Annotated in this window: 14 protein-coding genes; 10 read left to right on the plus strand and 4 right to left on the minus strand. The window is 62.5% G+C overall.

Going from position 1 to position 15397, the window contains the following annotated elements; all coding sequences use genetic code 11:
- The first annotated feature begins 19 nt into the window (after positions 1–19).
- Complete coding sequence (locus NL154_RS03060) at positions 20–3637, plus strand: autotransporter domain-containing protein (RefSeq protein ID WP_434733544.1); 3618 nt, start codon at positions 20–22, stop codon at positions 3635–3637.
- A gap of 5 nt (positions 3638–3642) precedes the next feature.
- On the opposite strand, the gene NL154_RS03065 is transcribed toward NL154_RS03060, so the two are convergent.
- Complete coding sequence (locus tag NL154_RS03065; protein ID WP_434733545.1) at positions 3643–4329, minus strand: ArsR/SmtB family transcription factor; 687 nt, start codon at positions 4327–4329, stop codon at positions 3643–3645.
- 69 nt (positions 4330–4398) lie between these two features.
- Between NL154_RS03065 and NL154_RS03070 the strand changes: the two genes are divergently transcribed.
- The 4 genes from NL154_RS03070 (at position 4399) to NL154_RS03085 (ending at position 7317) form a co-directional block, all read left to right on the plus strand.
- Positions 4399–4728, plus strand: coding sequence for an NIPSNAP family protein (locus NL154_RS03070; RefSeq protein WP_210628897.1), 330 nt, complete (start codon positions 4399–4401; stop codon positions 4726–4728).
- Positions 4725–5075: an antibiotic biosynthesis monooxygenase family protein gene (locus NL154_RS03075; protein WP_434733546.1), complete on the plus strand. Its 351-nt coding sequence runs from the start codon at positions 4725–4727 to the stop codon at positions 5073–5075. The genes NL154_RS03070 and NL154_RS03075 overlap by 4 nt, the downstream gene beginning before the upstream one ends.
- Before the next feature lie 326 nt (positions 5076–5401).
- Positions 5402–5887: a hypothetical protein gene (locus NL154_RS03080; RefSeq protein ID WP_434733547.1), complete on the plus strand. Its 486-nt coding sequence runs from the start codon at positions 5402–5404 to the stop codon at positions 5885–5887.
- A 299-nt stretch (positions 5888–6186) separates the two neighbouring features.
- Entirely contained in the window at positions 6187–7317 is a 1131-nt protein-coding gene (locus NL154_RS03085) for a site-specific DNA-methyltransferase (protein ID WP_434733548.1), read from the plus strand.
- 179 nt (positions 7318–7496) lie between these two features.
- Here the strand turns inward: NL154_RS03085 and NL154_RS03090 are convergent, their stop codons facing one another.
- Genes NL154_RS03090 through mutY form a run of 3 tightly spaced genes read right to left on the minus strand, consistent with a single transcriptional unit; the run spans position 7497 to position 9588 of the window.
- A complete protein-coding gene (locus NL154_RS03090) occupies positions 7497–7862 on the minus strand; it encodes a nuclear transport factor 2 family protein (RefSeq protein ID WP_210628893.1) in 366 nt (121 codons plus the stop codon).
- 5 nt (positions 7863–7867) lie between these two features.
- The gene (locus NL154_RS03095; RefSeq protein WP_210628892.1) at positions 7868–8482 is read right to left on the minus strand and encodes an HAD family hydrolase; all 615 of its coding nucleotides are present in this window, start codon (positions 8480–8482) and stop codon (positions 7868–7870) included.
- 2 nt (positions 8483–8484) lie between these two features.
- Positions 8485–9588 (minus strand): A/G-specific adenine glycosylase, encoded by a 1104-nt coding sequence (gene mutY, locus NL154_RS03100; RefSeq protein WP_210628891.1) that lies wholly within the window; start codon positions 9586–9588, stop codon positions 8485–8487.
- Positions 9589–9684: 96 nt separating this feature from the next.
- Between mutY and NL154_RS03105 the strand changes: the two genes are divergently transcribed.
- From NL154_RS03105 to NL154_RS03125, 5 genes are all read left to right on the plus strand, one after another.
- A complete protein-coding gene (locus NL154_RS03105) occupies positions 9685–10182 on the plus strand; it encodes a DUF721 domain-containing protein (RefSeq protein ID WP_210628890.1) in 498 nt (165 codons plus the stop codon).
- A 229-nt stretch (positions 10183–10411) separates the two neighbouring features.
- The gene (relB, locus tag NL154_RS03110) at positions 10412–10636 is read left to right on the plus strand and encodes a type II toxin-antitoxin system RelB family antitoxin (RefSeq protein ID WP_210631686.1); all 225 of its coding nucleotides are present in this window, start codon (positions 10412–10414) and stop codon (positions 10634–10636) included.
- Positions 10620–10889, plus strand: coding sequence for a type II toxin-antitoxin system RelE family toxin (locus NL154_RS03115; protein WP_221122530.1), 270 nt, complete (start codon positions 10620–10622; stop codon positions 10887–10889). The genes relB and NL154_RS03115 overlap by 17 nt, the downstream gene beginning before the upstream one ends.
- A gap of 156 nt (positions 10890–11045) precedes the next feature.
- The gene (locus NL154_RS03120) at positions 11046–11816 is read left to right on the plus strand and encodes a DsbA family protein (RefSeq protein WP_434734138.1); all 771 of its coding nucleotides are present in this window, start codon (positions 11046–11048) and stop codon (positions 11814–11816) included.
- Positions 11817–11918: 102 nt separating this feature from the next.
- Positions 11919–15380 carry a chromosome segregation SMC family protein gene (locus NL154_RS03125; protein ID WP_434733549.1) on the plus strand — a complete coding sequence of 1154 codons (3462 nt, stop codon included), beginning with the start codon at positions 11919–11921 and terminating at the stop codon, positions 15378–15380.
- Positions 15381–15397 lie beyond the last annotated feature (17 nt).

The raw sequence follows: 15397 nt of genomic DNA on the forward strand, positions 1-15397 counted from the left end.
TTCAATAAAGTTGATTCTGATGAAAGCACAGGGCCGTATTTCAGTTCACTTCGCCGTGGCCGGTTCAGCCTTCATTCCACTCTTCCTTTCAGCCGTTACCGCGCAAAGCGATCCCTTGCTCGATTCCTATGTCGAGATCAGCAACGGCGGCGAGTTGGGAACGGATCAGGTCGACATGTCGACGGGTGGATGGATCAGATCCGTGGGGGCCGGAACCGTCAACCTGGTGCCGGAAATGGATATTATGAACGGCGCCGTTGTGCGTTTCTCCGCCATTGCCGGTAGTGATCTGAATCTCAGGCTTTATCGGGCCGGGACGGCCGCGGAACTTCATTTCGGCGGCGCCGGCGACACCGGCACCGTCACGCTTGCGGATAACTTCTTCTCGGGCGGAGGCCAGGACGTTTATGTCGATTCTGGCACGCTACTGATCCCGGGGGACGGTCAAGGGGCACTGCTCCGCGCCACCACGACAACCGTTGCATCCGGCGCAACCATCGACTTCGGGACGCACAACGATTGGATAGCCTCTCTTGCCGGCAGCGGCACCATCCGCCTCAACAATGCTAATCTTGAGATCCGAGACTTCACATTCGATGGAACGATCGACGGCGCAAACAGTGTGACCTTCAGCCGGGGCGGAAACTGGCAGGGCAGGTTCGTCGGCGTCGGCGAAGTCGCGCTCTCCGCCAACCGGACGCTAAACATTCTCGATGCCGCCACCGCTGCAAATCTTTCGACGCTCGATTCGCTTCGATTGTCGTCAGGCTCGACCCTGGATCTAAGAACGTACGACGCCTCGCTCAACAACCTCTACGGCTCCGGCATGATAGGCACGACGGAAACGCTGGCGATCGGATCCGGAAATTATTCCGGCGAGATCATCGCCACCCGCGGGCTGACGATTTCCGGGGATTTTCTCTGGTCGGGAATCGCGCAAGGGGGCCTCTCGATCGATGTCCTGTCCGGCGCGACACTGACTGCTGATGGCGGCAAGGTGTTCGGGGGCCTTGCGGACATCAATCTCGACGGGACGTTGACTATCAAGACAAGTGAAGCTGTCGATGCACTAACCGGTAGTGGGAGTGTCGACGTCGCCGGCAACGCCGTTCTTTCCGTTGGAGCTGACAATAGCTCGACCACTTTCGACGGAGTTATATCAGGTGACGGCGGCCTGACCAAAGCCGGCACCGGCACCTTCACGCTCAGCAGCCAGCAGTCCTATACCGGTGCAACGACCATCTCAGCCGGCAAATTGCAGTTGATGTCGGCAAACGCGCTTTCCACCTCGTCCGGACTCTTCATGAATAACGGCACCCAATTGGATATGGGCGGCTTCAACCAGGCTATTGCGAGCCTTTCCGGCGGCGGCGACATTCTGCTCGGCAGTGCCAGCCTGTCCCTTGGCGCTTCCGGCGCGAGCGGGACGTTCAGCGGCGTCATATCCGGCAGCGGCTCCGTTACCAAATCGGGCGCCGGCACTTTTGGGCTATTTGGACCCAACAATTTCTCCGGCGCGATGAATGTGCTGGGAGGAACCCTCTTCGTGTCCTCATCCGCATCTCTCGGTGATGGCAGCGCCACCAATACTGTGACCCTCGACGGCGCGACGTTGCAGACATTCGGCACTGTTGCGTCTCCAGCCGCCCGGGGTGTGGTCATCGGAGGCGCCGGTGGCACCGTGAACACGAACGGCTATGCTGTGACCTTCGCCGGCAACGTGTCGGGTACCGGACGGCTGACCAAGACTGGCGCGGGGACACTGACCCTTTCCGGCAACAACACGCGTTCCGGCGATACGGTGATCGACCAGGGGCGGTTATTCATCCAGAACGGCAATGCATTGGCCGACGGAGCGGGCGTGACCATTACTGATCTTGCCGGAACCGGGCTCGACGTCGCCACCTCCGAAACCATCGGCTCGCTCGCCGGCGGCGGTTCGTCGGGCGGAGATGTGAACCTTTTTAACACGGCGACACTCACGGTCGGCGGCGACGACAGTTCAACCACTTTCGCCGGGTCGATCACCGGCGATGGCAGTCTCGTCAAGACTGGCGATGGCCTCTTTCACCTGACTGGAAACAGCAGCTATAGCGGCGATACGGATGTGCTTGACGGCACGCTGTCGGTCAATGGCAGCCTGACTGGTGCGGTCAACATCGGTTCCGGCGCAAGACTTCAGGGAACGGGAAGCGTCGGCACCGCCTCGCTTGCCGCAAACAGCGTCCTTGCTCCTGGCAATTCGATTGGAACCCTCGCGGTCTCCGGAGATCTGAACCTCGATCCACTCACTCTTTTCGAGGTCGAGATCGGCAGCGCCGGGCTGAGCGACAAGGTCGATGTCACCGGCACCGCCTTCCTGAACGGCGCCAAAGTCCAGGCAATCCTATGGGACCCGGCCGTGAGTTACATCAACGGCCAGTCCTACACGATCGTCTCCGCCGGCGCCGTGTCGGGCACCTTTGGCGACCTGGAGATCGATTCCGCCTTCCTGAAGTCTTTCCTCAGCTATTCCGCCACCGACGTAACCTTGACCCTGCGTACCGTGCTGAGCCCCGGCTCTCTGTTCCCGAGCGCCGCCCTCACCTTTAATCAGCAACAGTCGGCTTACGGGCTCGACTTTCTCGACCAGACGAGCGGTTCCAGCAGCCTGGCGCTCTACAATGCGATTCTTTATAGCGACAGGGCAGAAGCGAGGGATGCGTTCGATCAGCTCTCCGGCGAGATTCACGCCTCGTTGCAAAATGGCCTTTTCAGCGAAGCCGATGACGTGCGCAATGCGGTCTATGACCGGCTGAACGAGGCGTTCGAGACCGGCGGCAAGGCATGGACGAGCGCCTATGGCAATCTTTCCTGGTTGAAGGGCGACGGAAACGCCTCCAGCGCGACGACGGCGCGCGGCGGTGCGCTGTACGGTGTCGACTGGGTGATCGACGATCGTTCGGCCGGGGTGTTCGCAGGCGTCGGACAATCGTCTTTCCAGATCCCGGACCTTGGCTCCACGGCCAATATCGACAGCGTGCATCTTGGCCTCTATGCCGCCCAGCGATTCGGCGGACTGCAGGTCAAGTTCGGGGCGTCGAATAGCTGGCACGACATCGAAACGCGCCGCGACATCGCCTTTGACGGTTTTTCCGACAGTCAGACGGCAAGCTATCATGGCAGTACCGCCCAGTTTTTCTCGGAGGCGTCATTCGACTTCGGCCTCTCCCGTGACCTTATTGTCACCCCTTTCGGCAGACTGGACTACGCCATCGGCCAGCGCGACGGCTTTCACGAGGACGGCGGCGCTGCCTCCCTTTCGGGCGAGAGTGCGCGTGAAGATCTGTTTGCAACGACGGTCGGGCTACGGACGAAACGACAGGCTTCGCTCGCCGGAAAGAGCATCACAACGGGTTTGGATTTCGCCTGGAGGCGGATCGCCGATCAGGATGCCCCGCTTTCCGCTCTGACATTTGAAAATGGTGGCAGTTTCGCGGTTAGAGGGCTGCGTAATGCCGAAAACAGCGTCGTTGCGGGCGGATCGGTGGCATTGCAGTTGACCGAGGCAGCGGCCGCATCCTTATCGTACCGCGGAGAATTCGGCGATGGCCTCAACCGTCACAGCGCCAATGCCCGGTTGGACATGAGATTTTAAAGGCGCTACGCCTCTAACGGAAACAGCCTCAGGAACTGCCGGTCGCCTTCCGGTGTAAAGAGGATCGAGCGGCTTTCGGCGGTGCGCCTCGCCCAGCCCCTGTCAAGGAAGCTCGACAGCAGCGCCTTGCCGAGGCTGCCCGCCAGATGCGCTCGTCTTTCGCTCCAGTCGAGGCAGGAGCGGCAGAGCGGGCGGCGCGAGGATTTGAGATTGCCGACGTCGATGCCGATGCGGGCGAGATCGCTCTCGCCCTTTTCCGTCAGCGCCAGACCCTCTCCGACCGCCTCGATCGCGCCTGATGCAATCAGGCTGTCGAGCATGCGCACGCCATAATCGCCGGCCAGATGATCGTAGCAGATGCGCGCCTTGCGCAGCGCCGGCTCCTTCGGCCCTGGCTGGTGGCGCAGATGCCCGCGCCCGGCGGCAAAACCCATCATGCTTTCGATCAGCCGGGCGGCGGCCTCGTCGGCCAGCGTGAAATAGCGGTGGCGCCCCTGCTTGCGCTGGGCCAGCAGCCCGCCGGCTTCGAGCTTGGCGAGATGGGTGCTTGCCGTCTGCAGCGTGATGCCGCCGACGCCGGCAAGCTCGGTCGCCGTCAGCGCCCGCCCACCGGTCAGCGCCGCCAGCATGTTGGCCCGCGCAGGATCGCCGATCAGCGCGCCGATCTGGGCAATGTCTGGTCCTTCCTTCATAGTTCGATCGTAACCGAAGCATCTTCGTCCGGCAATGTGCGAAAACGGGGAAGCACAAAGGAGAACCCGATGATCACCTGCTTCATCCGCTATGAGATCGACCCCTTCAAGAAGGACGTCTTCACTGAGTATGCCCGCAACTGGGGCCAGGCGATCCCGAGGAATGGCGCCGACCTGATCGGCTATTTCGCCCCGCATGAAGGGTCGGCGACGACGGCTTACGGCGTCTACAATATCGAAAGCCTCGCCGCCTACGAAGCCTACCGCGCCCGGCTGGCCGCCGACCCGCTCGGCCGCGAGAATTACGAGTTCGCCCGTCGCGAACGCTTTATCCTGAAGGAGGATCGCGTCTTCCTGAAAAACGTCTCTGCTCCCCACGCAAAGCTGGTGCTGCCATGATCGCCGTCATCTTCGAAGTCGTGCCCTATATGGGCGAGCGCCACAAATATCTCGATCTCGCCGGCGAACTGCGTGCCGAGCTCGAGACCATCGACGGCTTCATCTCGATCGAACGGTTCGAAAGCCTGACCAACCGCGGCAAGCTCTTATCGCTCTCCTTCTTCCGCGACGAGGCGGCGGTCAAGGAATGGCGCAACCGCGAAACCCATCGCGCCGCCCAGCAGGCCGGCCGCGGCGGCATCTTCGCCGATTACCGGCTGCGGATCGCCAATGTCATGCGCGATTATGGCATGTTCGAACGCGACGAGGCGCCGGCCGATAGCCGCACTGTCCATGATGCGGCGTGATGACAGGCGGAGGGGCGTGTGTGGAGAGGAACCTCAACATATTTTTCGCGGCAGCGCGTGTTCCCGGCGCCACGCCCTGAGCCGCGAGAGCGGGAAGGGAGAAAAGTACGCAATGATGACGATTGACAAGAATCGCAACATAAAGGCAGTTCAGCAGCAAGTTGTATTTATTCCGCGCGTGTGGGGCCGGTTCCTGTGGGTATTAAAAGAAAAGTTTTATTAAGCCAGTACAAATGGATCGTCTTTACAACCGCAGTCTTAATTGCGCCGACCATCGTCAACGCCAAAGGTACCAAGTTGACGCCACTTGAGACAAAGGTGCGGGGTTGCTTGATCGCGGCGATTGTGCCCAGGCATGGAAAGAACTGTGGCACTATGCCAGACAGGGAGACCAGAAGACACTCAGCGATATCGCTTTCGTCGTCATTCCCTATAGAGCGCTTGTTCCGCCTACTTATTTTCCACTGCCGGAAAACGCCCTCCAGAGCCATCTGATCAATCATGTGATCGCCCTCAAGCTCTACAACTGGAGAGACCCGGAAGTGAACGCGCGATTTGACAAATATGGGCTAAGCCTTGATTCAAATCCGCAAGAGATGTTCGCAAATGTCGAGACTCAGGTTGATTATCAACGCGTTGATAGCTGTTTGAAAACACGTAGAGATAAGGAAACCTGCGTAAGACTCGCCATCAAGCTCAAGATCATTCCCGATTTCGACTCGTATGTTGCCATGATGGATCACGCGCCCCGCGACGCATTTTGCCTACCTTTGCCGGGTCCGAAGAAAGCTCACATTTCTCCCAATCCGTGATGGTTTAGCGATTTAGGGCAATGGCTGACAACGTTCCTGCTGGATTACGATCGCGTTTTTGTTTCTTTGCGAGACAGAATACGTCTGGGTTCAAGAGGGCGTCAGAGTGAGCGCTTGGTAGGCTCAGCGAGAGCGGGAAGCAAACTGCGTCAAGCGCGGACGGATGGCGGCAACTACATCCCTCTGCTCACCAGCCGCCACAATAAATTCCCGAAATCAGTCATCGCTTCAGGCTTTGGTAACTAAGTTGGGTAACCATAACGGAGAGTTAAGCGTAAAGCGTATGAGTGAGTATCAGAATGGCGTCAGTTTTTCCGCTTGCCGACCTGAAGGCCTCCGTCAAGACGGACTCCTGGGTTGACACCATCATCAAGGGCGACTGCGTGAGCGCCCTTGAAGCCTTGCCCAACCACTCCGTCGACGTGATCTTCGCCGACCCGCCGTACAATCTCCAGCTCGGCGGAACGCTGCATCGTCCCGACCAGTCGCTGGTCGACGCGGTCGACGACGAATGGGATCAATTCGCCTCCTTCGAGGCCTATGACGCCTTCACCCGTGCGTGGCTGCTCGCCTGCCGCCGCGTGCTGAAGCCCACGGGCTCGATCTGGGTGATCGGCTCCTATCACAATATCTTCCGCGTCGGCGCCACGCTGCAGGATCTGAACTTCTGGATCCTGAACGACATCATCTGGCGCAAGACCAATCCGATGCCGAATTTCAAGGGTCGCCGTTTCCAGAACGCCCATGAGACGATGATCTGGGCAAGCCCCAACGCCAAGGCCAAGGGCTATACCTTCAACTACGACGCGATGAAGGCCGCCAATGACGACGTGCAGATGCGTTCGGACTGGCTGTTCCCGATCTGCAATGGCGGCGAGCGGCTGAAGGGCGACGACGGCAAGAAGGTGCATCCGACCCAGAAGCCGGAAGCGCTGCTCGCCCGCGTCATCATGGCTTCGACCAAGCCCGGCGATATCGTGCTCGATCCCTTCTTCGGTTCAGGCACGACGGGTGCCGTCGCCAAGCGCCTCGGCCGCCACTTCGTCGGCATCGAGCGCGAGCAGGATTATATCGATGCGGCCGCCGCCCGCATCGCCGCCGTCGAGCCGCTCGGCAAGGCGGAATTGACCGTCATGACCGGCAAGAAGGCCGAGGTGCGCGTCGCCTTCAACGTGCTTGTCGAAAGCGGCCTGATCAAGCCCGGCCAGGTGCTGACTGACGCCAAGCGCCGCTACAGCGCGATCGTGCGCGCCGATGGCACGGTGGCATCAGGCGGCGAGGCCGGCTCCATTCATCGTCTCGGCGCCAAGGTGCAGGGTCTCGATGCTTGCAACGGATGGACCTTCTGGCACTTCGAAGACGGGCTGTCCCTGCGCCCGATCGACGAGCTCAGGTCCGTCATCCGCAGTGATCTGGCAAAGGTCGAGTGAGCACCACCTAAACCAGATAATTGGAGCATGATGTCGTCCGAAAACCGCTTACACTTTTCGGCATGATGCTCTGGCGGATCGAAATAACTTCTTCCGGTTTCCTCCAGTTGCGGAAGAAGACCAAGGCGCCCGGGGTTCAAGCCTCGGGCGTCTTCTATTTGAGCTGGGAAGCGCAATGATCAGAACTGGCGATAGTCGGTGACTTCGACCCGCGTGATGCGGCCATCTTCATTGAAGGTGATCGTTTCCTCGCCCTCGCGCAGCAGCGGTTTGCCGGTCCGGCTGTGGGTGGCGCTGAGCGACCAGACCGCGCGGCCGGAGAGGGGCGTCAGGCTTTCCACCAGCGAATTCTCCGCCGTCTGATCGGGATAATCGTCGAAATAGCGCCGGAAGGCAGCCATGATCTCTGGTCGCCCCGAGAGGCTGCCGACGCCGTTCGAGACATAGGTCGCGTCCTCGGCGAAATAGTCCTCGATCGCCGGAAAATCCAGCGCGTTGATGGCGGCGTGGAAGCGTTCGATTTCCTCTGCCGGGTCGAAGGCCATGGCTCTCACACCTTCACGCCGTAGGCAGCGAGATCGCTGCGCAGTTTGTCCGCGCCCGAAAACCGCACCGCGTTCCAGCCGAAGGCCTTGGCGCCTTCGACATTCGCCGGCGCGTCGTCGATGAAGATCGTCGCGGCGGGATCGAGGCCGAAGCTCTTCGTATGCGTCTCATAGATCGCGATGTCAGGCTTGATCAGGCCGACATCGCCGGAAACGGTGACGCCTCGCGGTTTCGTCAGGAACGGGAAACGTTGCTGCGCCTCGCGGAAAGTGTCGGAGGCGAAGTTGGTGAGCATGGTCACGTCGCGGCCTTCGTCGATCAGCCCCTCCATGATCGCGACGCTCTCCTCATAAGCGTGCGGGACCATCTCGTGCCAGTATTTGCGGAAAGCGCGGATGTGCTCCTCGCGCGTCGGATGCGCTTCGATCAGCTGCGCTTCGGCCTCCGCCCAGGTGCGGCCGCGGTCCTGCTCGACGTTCCAGTCATGGGTGCAGATATTGGCGAAAAACCAATTGCGCTCGGCCTCGTCGGGAATGAGGCGGGCGAAGGGAAGATTGGGATCGTAATGAATGAGAACTTTGCCGATGTCGAAAACGATATGCCTTATTTCGATGGTCATGTTTATGCCCTGGATGTTTTGAACGCGAGAGGAATAGCCGCTGCGATCGCTTTTTTCATGACGGTCGGCAAGGCCTGCGCTTCAAGATTTGTAACCGGTTCCCACCATCCGTCATCCACGCCAGCATTCGGCTTCGGCTTTGCAGCGATCGCCGCCCGCCAGATCGACAGCCGGAGTTCGAAATGGGTGAAGACATGGATGACGGTGCCGCAGGATTGCCAGGCCGCCTCGAAGGGGGCGGCGGTGACGGAGGTCTCGCCGTCGATGCGCGCCGTCCAGCCCGTCGTCGGCACCTCGGTCATGCCGCCGAGCAGGCCGCTATCGGCCCGCCGCCTGAGCAGGATCTCGCCCTCTGCGGTCACCGCGATGAAGGCCGCGCCCTGGCGAACCGGCTTGTCCTTCTTCGCCCCCTTGACCGGAAAGAGCTCGGGATCGGAAAGCTTCAGCGCCTGGCAGGCATCGCGAAACGGACAGAGCGAACAGGCCGGCCGCTTCGGCGTGCAGATCGTCGCCCCGAGATCCATCATCGCCTGGGCGAAATCACCGGGCCGAGCCGCTGGCGTCAGCAGCGCCACCTTCGCCTTCATCAGCGGCTTGGCGCCCGGCAGCGGTGTTTCGATGGCATAAAGCCTTGAAATCACCCGCTCGACATTGCCGTCCATGACGGCGGCCCGCCGATTGAAAGCAATGGCGGCGACGGCGGCAGCGGTATAATCGCCGATGCCGGGAAGCGATTTCAGTCCCTCTTCGGTGTCGGGAAAGACGCCGCCATGTTCCCTAGCTACCGCTTCGGCGCATTTCTTCAGATTGCGGGCCCGCGCATAATAGCCGAGCCCCGCCCAGGCGGCCATGACCGCCTCGTTTTCGGCTGCGGCAAGATCGGAGACTTCGGGCCAGCGCTCGAGAAACTTCTCGAAATAGGGTTTGACCGCCTGCACCGTCGTCTGCTGCAGCATCACTTCGGACAGCCAGACGCGATAGGGATCGGCGCGGACGCCGCGCGCCGCCATGCCGGGCGAAACGCGCCAGGGCAGGTCGCGGTGATGGCGGTCGTACCAGTCGAGGAGGGGCTTTGCCGAGGGCGTGTCGAGTGTCGTGGTCGTCATGATTTGCCGCAATGGGGGGAAGGCCCTATACTTGGCGAAGCAACGCCGCGCGATCAAGTCGGCCGCACCAATTCGTGACGCCGTTCAAAGGTTTCGATGAGTTATCCACGCAAAGATGTGAAGCAGATTTCCGAACTGGCGAACGGGCTGATCGATCCGGTCCTGGCGCGCCGCGCCGGCATCAACACGGCGCTACTCGGCTCGTGGAGCGAAATCGCCGGCGAGGATTTCGCCGATTGCACCCGGCCGGAAAAGATCGCCTGGGCCCGCGGCGGCGGCGATGACGGCAGCTTCCGCCCCGGCGTGCTGACGATCGCCTGCGAAGGTGCGCGCGCGCTCTTCCTCACCCATGCCCAGGGCGAACTTATCCAGCGCATCAACAGCTTCTTCGGCTTCGCCGCCGTCCACCAGATCCGCATCGTCCAGAAGCCGGTGTCGCAAGCCGTCCGCCGCTCCCGCCCGCCCGCGCCGCTGAAGGGCGAGGCCGCGCGCAAGCTCGAAGGCATGATGGAGGGCATCGAGGGCGACAAGCTGCGTCAGGCGATCCAGCGCTTGGGAACTGCGGTGATGGGCAAGCGGGGAAGAGGGCGCTGATGAGCAAATCTGAGTGGAAGTTTGTCCGCTTCTGGCGACCGAGGCGTCCTACGGGCGTGTAATTTTTTGATCCTGCTTCAACACGCTCGCGGGTCACAAGGAATTCGACTCTGCCCGAGACCGACGTATAGGGCTCGCATTGCGTAATCGCATCAGCGAGATTTCCGGGAGGAGACTGGTGACCGAACGCTTCGGGTGCTATATTTGTATAGCAGACAGGAGAAAAATCATGTTGGCCTTGCGGTTGCCACCTGAAATCGAAGCACGCCTCGATGAGCTTGCCAGGCGCACGGGCCGCAGCAAGAGCTTCTACGCGCGTCAAGCCATTCTCGAACATCTCGATGATCTCGAGGATGTCTATCTCGCCGAAAAGCGCCTCGAAGAGCTTCGCCGAGGTGAGAGCGATACAGTGCCGCTGGCCGAGCTGATGGCACGTCATGGCTTGGAGAATTGAGTTTCACCGGGCAGCCGAGCGTGAGCTTGAGAAGCTTGGACATGAGGCGGCTCGCCGAATCCTCCGGTTTCTCAATGATCGCGTTGCCAAGCTGGACGATCCACGATCCATCGGAGAGGCGCTTAAAGGATCTGAACTTGGGGACTTCTGGAAGTACCGCATCGGGGACTATCGGGTGATCGCAAGCATCGACGATGGAACCGTGCGAATCCTCATCGTGCGGATTGGCAATCGCCGTGATGTCTATCGATGAAATCCGGGAGCTGACCGATAGCAATTTTGTCCGGCGGTCCCATCACGGTCACAATTCTTTGAAGGAAGTTGGCCAACCGTGCCTTGTAGGCGGCTGCCAGCCGTTATATCGCACAATCATGCCGTCACTCTCATTACTTATGGGGAACCCATGCAGATGTCCGAAATGCAACTGACGAAACGCCGCCTCCTGGGTGGGATCGCCATCGCCGCAGCTGCCGCAGCGCTTGTCGCCTGCAACGACAGCAAGGACGCTGCCGATGCTTCGTCCTCCGGCAAGACCATGGCCGACGGCACCGATGTCGATACCATGCAGACGGCGGCCACCTCGGCGGGGGACATGCCCCAGCCCGACGGCGATGTCGACATGGCCGAAGTGCTGAAGCCCGGCGCGCTGCCCGAGATGGCGCTTGGCAAGGCCGACGCGCCGGTCAAGATCGTCGAATATATGTCGATGACCTGCCCGCATTGCGCCCATTTCCACAACACCACCTTCGACACGATCAAGCAGAAATACGTCGATACCGGCAAGGTGCAGTTCATCATCCGCGAATTCCCCTTCGATCCGCGTGCCGCAGCCGCCTTCATGCTCGCCCGCTGCAGTTCCTCCAATCCGGAGCAGTTGAGCACGCCGGAACAGTATTTCCCGATGGTTTCGATGCTGTTCAAGCAGCAGCAGGTCTGGGCCGCCGCCGATGACGGCCGCGCCGCACTGCTGCAGATGTCGAAGCTTGCCGGATTTACTGAGGATAGCTTCACGAAATGCTTGACGAACCAGAAGCTTCTGGATGAAGTGAACGCCACGCGGGAAAGGGGATCCAAGGATTTCGGCGTCAACGCCACGCCAACGTTCCTCATCAATGGCAAGCGCTATTCTGGAGACATGCCGGTTGACACCATGTCGAAGCTCATCGACAGCCTCATCTGAACCGGACCGTTCGACCACAGCGGGCGACGGCGAAAGCCGTGCGCCCGTTTTTTGTTTTCAGCGCAGTTTGCGGGCGGGGCTTCCTGCCGTGGATATTTCCGCATGAAGTTCAACAAGCTGCGCCTGGTCGGCTTCAAATCCTTCGTCGAGCCGACGGAATTCATCATCGAACGGGGGCTGACCGGCGTCGTCGGACCGAACGGCTGCGGCAAGTCCAATCTCGTCGAGGCGCTGCGCTGGGTGATGGGCGAGAATTCCTACAAGAACATGCGCGCCTCCGGCATGGACGACGTGATCTTTTCCGGCTCGGGAAACCGCCCGGCCCGCAACACCGCCGAGGTGGCGCTCTATCTCGACAATGGCGAGCGGACCGCACCCGCCGCCTTCAACGACAGCGACGAGATCCAGGTCACCCGCCGCATCGAGCGTGAACAAGGCTCGCTCTATCGCATCAACGGCAAGGAAAGCCGCGCCAAGGATGTGCAGCTGCTCTTTGCCGACGCCTCCACCGGCGCCCGCTCGCCCTCGATGGTTGGCCAGGGCCGCATCGGCGAGCTGATCCAGGCAAAACCGCAGGCCCGCCGCCAGCTCCTGGAAGAGGCGGCCGGCATCTCCGGCCTGCATTCGCGTCGCCACGAGGCCGAACTGCGGCTGCGCGCCGCCGAAACCAATCTCGAGCGCCTCGACGACGTCACCTCGCAGCTCGAAAGCCAGATCGAGAGCCTGAAGCGTCAGGCCCGCCAGGCCAACCGCTTCAAGACGCTGTCGGCCGATATCCGCGCCCGCGAGGCGATGCTCCTGCATATCCGCTGGGTGCAGGCCAAGGAGGCCGAGGCCGAGGCCGACAGCGCCCTCAACCAGGCAACCGTCATCGTCGCCGAAAAGGCGCAGATCCAGATGGAGGCGGCCAAGCAGCAGGGTATTGCCAGCCTGAAGCTGCCGGAATTGCGCGAGGGCGAGGCGCGTGCGGCTGCCGCCCTGCAACGCCTGCAGATCGCCAGAAGCCAGCTGGAAGAGGATGCCGGCCGCATCCTGCGCCGCCGCGACGAGCTGACCCGCCGTCTCGCTCAGCTGGCCGAAGATATCCGCCGCGAGGAACGGCTGGTCGCCGACAATGCCGTCATCCTCGCCAAGCTCGACGCCGAAGAGGCCGAGATTTCTCAAATCCTCGCCGATTCCGGCCGTTTTGCCGAGGAGACCCGCGAAGCCTTCGAAGGGGCGGCGGCGAAGCTCGCCGACAGCGAGCGCATCTTCACCCAGCTGACGGCCGAGCGGGCGGAAGCCGCCGCCGGCCGCAACCAGCTGGAGCGCGCCATCCGCGATCTCGCCGACCGCCGCATGCGCCTCGAGCGCCAGATGCACGAGGCGAATGCGGAATTGTCGGCCATCGCAGAGAAGATATCAGGCCTGGCCGATCCCGATGAAAAACGGGCGATCGTCGAGGCCGGTGAAATCGCGCTGGCCGATGCCGAAGCCGCGGCCCAGACAGTCGAACGGGCGCTCGCCGCCGCCCGCCAGGCCGAGGCCTTGTCGCGCGCGCCGGTCGATCAGGCCCGCTCCGCCCTGAATGCGCTGGAAACCGAGGCCCGCACCATTTCCCGCATGCTTGCCGCCGGTGCGGCCGCCGGCAAGTTTCCGCCGGTTGCCGAGGAGCTGAAGGTCGATCGCGGCTTTGAGACGGCGCTGGGTGCGGCACTCGGCGACGATCTGGAATCCCCGCTCGATGCCGAGGCGCCGGCCCATTGGTCTGTCAATGGCGACGGCGCCGCCGACCCGGCGCTTCCGCCGGGCGTGACGCCGCTCATCGCCCATATCAGCGCACCCGCCGCTCTGACGCGCCGGCTGCGCCAGATCGGCATGGTTGGCGAGGGCGACGCGCGGTCGCTGATGGCGGCGCTGAAGCCCGGCCAGCGCCTGGTGACGAAGGAGGGCGCCGTCTATCGCTGGGACGGCCATGTCACCGGCGCAGATGCCCCGAGTGCCGCGGCACTGCGCCTTGCCCAAAAGAACCGCCTGGCCGAACTGGAAAGTGAAGTGGCGATTGCCCGCGACGTGCTTGCCGAGGCCGAGGAACGGCAGGCAGCCGCCGCCGAAGCCATCCGCATCGAGGAACGCAGGCTCGCGGAAGCCCGCGACATGAGCCGCCTGTCGGCGCGTCATCTCGCCGAGGCGCGCGAGGCGCTGGCTGCGGCCGAGCGCGCTTCCGGCGATCTCATCCGCCGCCGCGACGTCGTCAGCGAGGCCGCCAGCCAGTTGGGCACGCAACTGGAGGAGATCGGCGTTCAGGAAGAAAATGCCCGCATCGAGCTGGAGGATGCGCCTGATCTCACGCTGATCGACGAGCGGCTGCGCTTCCAGCAGGCGGAGGTTGCGACCGACCGCGGCGCGCTCGCCGAGGCCCGCGCCCGGCACGAAAGCCTGGCGAGGGAAAATGAGGCCCGCCAGCGTCGCATCATGGCGATCGGCCAGGAGCGCGAGACCTGGCGCCAGCGGGCGGCAAGTGGCGAGGATCATGTCGCCACACTGCGCGAGCGCGAGGAAGAGGCGCGCGAGGAGGCGGCCGAGCTCGAAATGGCGCCGGATGAATTCGACGACAAGCGCCGCGCTCTGCTCAGCGAATTGCAGAAGGCCGAAGAAGCGCGCCGCAACGCCGGCGATCTGCTCGCCGAAGCCGAACGCATCCAGCGCGACGCCGACCACAAGGCGGCGACCGCGCTTTCCGAGCTTGCCGAATACCGCGAACGCCGCGGCCGCGCCGAGGAGCGCCTCGTCTCTGCCCGCGAGCGCCGGCAGGAAAGCGAAGCCCGCATCCGTGAGGCGCTGAACGTGCCGCCGCATGAGGCGCTGCGGCTTGCCGGCCTGCAGCCGATGCAGGCGCTGCCCGATCCGCGCGAGGTCGAGCGCGAGCTGGAGCGGCTGAAGATGGAGCGCGAACGGCTCGGCGCCGTCAATCTGCGCGCCGACGAGGAGCAGAAGGAGCTGAGCGAAAGGCTCGAAGCCCTGATCAAGGAGCGCGACGACGTCATCGACGCGATCCGCAAGCTGCGCGGCGCCATCCAGAGCTTGAACCGCGAGGGCCGCGAGCGCCTGGTCGCCGCCTTCGACGTCGTCAATGGCCAGTTCCAGCGGCTGTTCACCCATCTCTTCGGCGGCGGCACCGCCGAGCTGCAGCTGATCGAATCCGACGATCCGCTGGAGGCGGGCCTCGAAATCCTGGCGCGGCCGCCCGGCAAGAAGCCGCAGACCATGACGCTGCTGTCGGGCGGCGAGCAGGCGCTGACGGCGATGGCGCTGATCTTCGCCGTCTTCCTCACCAATCCGGCGCCGATCTGCGTGCTCGACGAGGTCGACGCGCCGCTCGACGACCACAATGTCGAGCGCTACTGCAACCTGATGGACGAAATGGCGGCATCGACCGAAACCCGCTTCGTCATCATCACCCACAATCCGATCACCATGGCCCGCATGAACCGCCTCTTCGGCGTCACCATGGCCGAGCAGGGCGTCTCCACCCTCGTCTCCGTCGACCTGCAGACGGCCGAACGCCTGCGCGAAATCGCCTGAAGGCGTCCGCGCGAGCC

This window comes from Rhizobium sp. YTUHZ044 (assembly GCF_051123975.1).
GTDB lineage: Bacteria > Pseudomonadota > Alphaproteobacteria > Rhizobiales > Rhizobiaceae > Rhizobium.

Excerpts from the sequence above, each read along its gene's own strand:
- NL154_RS03085 (WP_434733548.1), top strand. The coding sequence starts at position 6,187 with ATGGCGTCAGTTTTTCCGCTTGCCGACCTGAAGGCCTCCGTCAAGACG.
- NL154_RS03120 (WP_434734138.1), top strand. The coding sequence starts at position 11,046 with ATGTCCGAAATGCAACTGACGAAACGCCGCCTCCTGGGTGGGATCGCC.
- relB (WP_210631686.1), top strand. The coding sequence starts at position 10,412 with ATGTTGGCCTTGCGGTTGCCACCTGAAATCGAAGCACGCCTCGATGAG.
- NL154_RS03125 (WP_434733549.1), top strand. The coding sequence starts at position 11,919 with ATGAAGTTCAACAAGCTGCGCCTGGTCGGCTTCAAATCCTTCGTCGAG.
- NL154_RS03105 (WP_210628890.1), top strand. The coding sequence starts at position 9,685 with ATGAGTTATCCACGCAAAGATGTGAAGCAGATTTCCGAACTGGCGAAC.
- NL154_RS03075 (WP_434733546.1), top strand. The coding sequence starts at position 4,725 with ATGATCGCCGTCATCTTCGAAGTCGTGCCCTATATGGGCGAGCGCCAC.
- mutY (WP_210628891.1), bottom strand. The coding sequence starts at position 9,588 with ATGACGACCACGACACTCGACACGCCCTCGGCAAAGCCCCTCCTCGAC.
- NL154_RS03090 (WP_210628893.1), bottom strand. The coding sequence starts at position 7,862 with ATGGCCTTCGACCCGGCAGAGGAAATCGAACGCTTCCACGCCGCCATC.
- NL154_RS03060 (WP_434733544.1), top strand. The coding sequence starts at position 20 with ATGAAAGCACAGGGCCGTATTTCAGTTCACTTCGCCGTGGCCGGTTCA.
- NL154_RS03095 (WP_210628892.1), bottom strand. The coding sequence starts at position 8,482 with ATGACCATCGAAATAAGGCATATCGTTTTCGACATCGGCAAAGTTCTC.
- NL154_RS03070 (WP_210628897.1), top strand. The coding sequence starts at position 4,399 with ATGATCACCTGCTTCATCCGCTATGAGATCGACCCCTTCAAGAAGGAC.
- NL154_RS03065 (WP_434733545.1), bottom strand. The coding sequence starts at position 4,329 with ATGAAGGAAGGACCAGACATTGCCCAGATCGGCGCGCTGATCGGCGAT.
- NL154_RS03115 (WP_221122530.1), top strand. The coding sequence starts at position 10,620 with ATGGCTTGGAGAATTGAGTTTCACCGGGCAGCCGAGCGTGAGCTTGAG.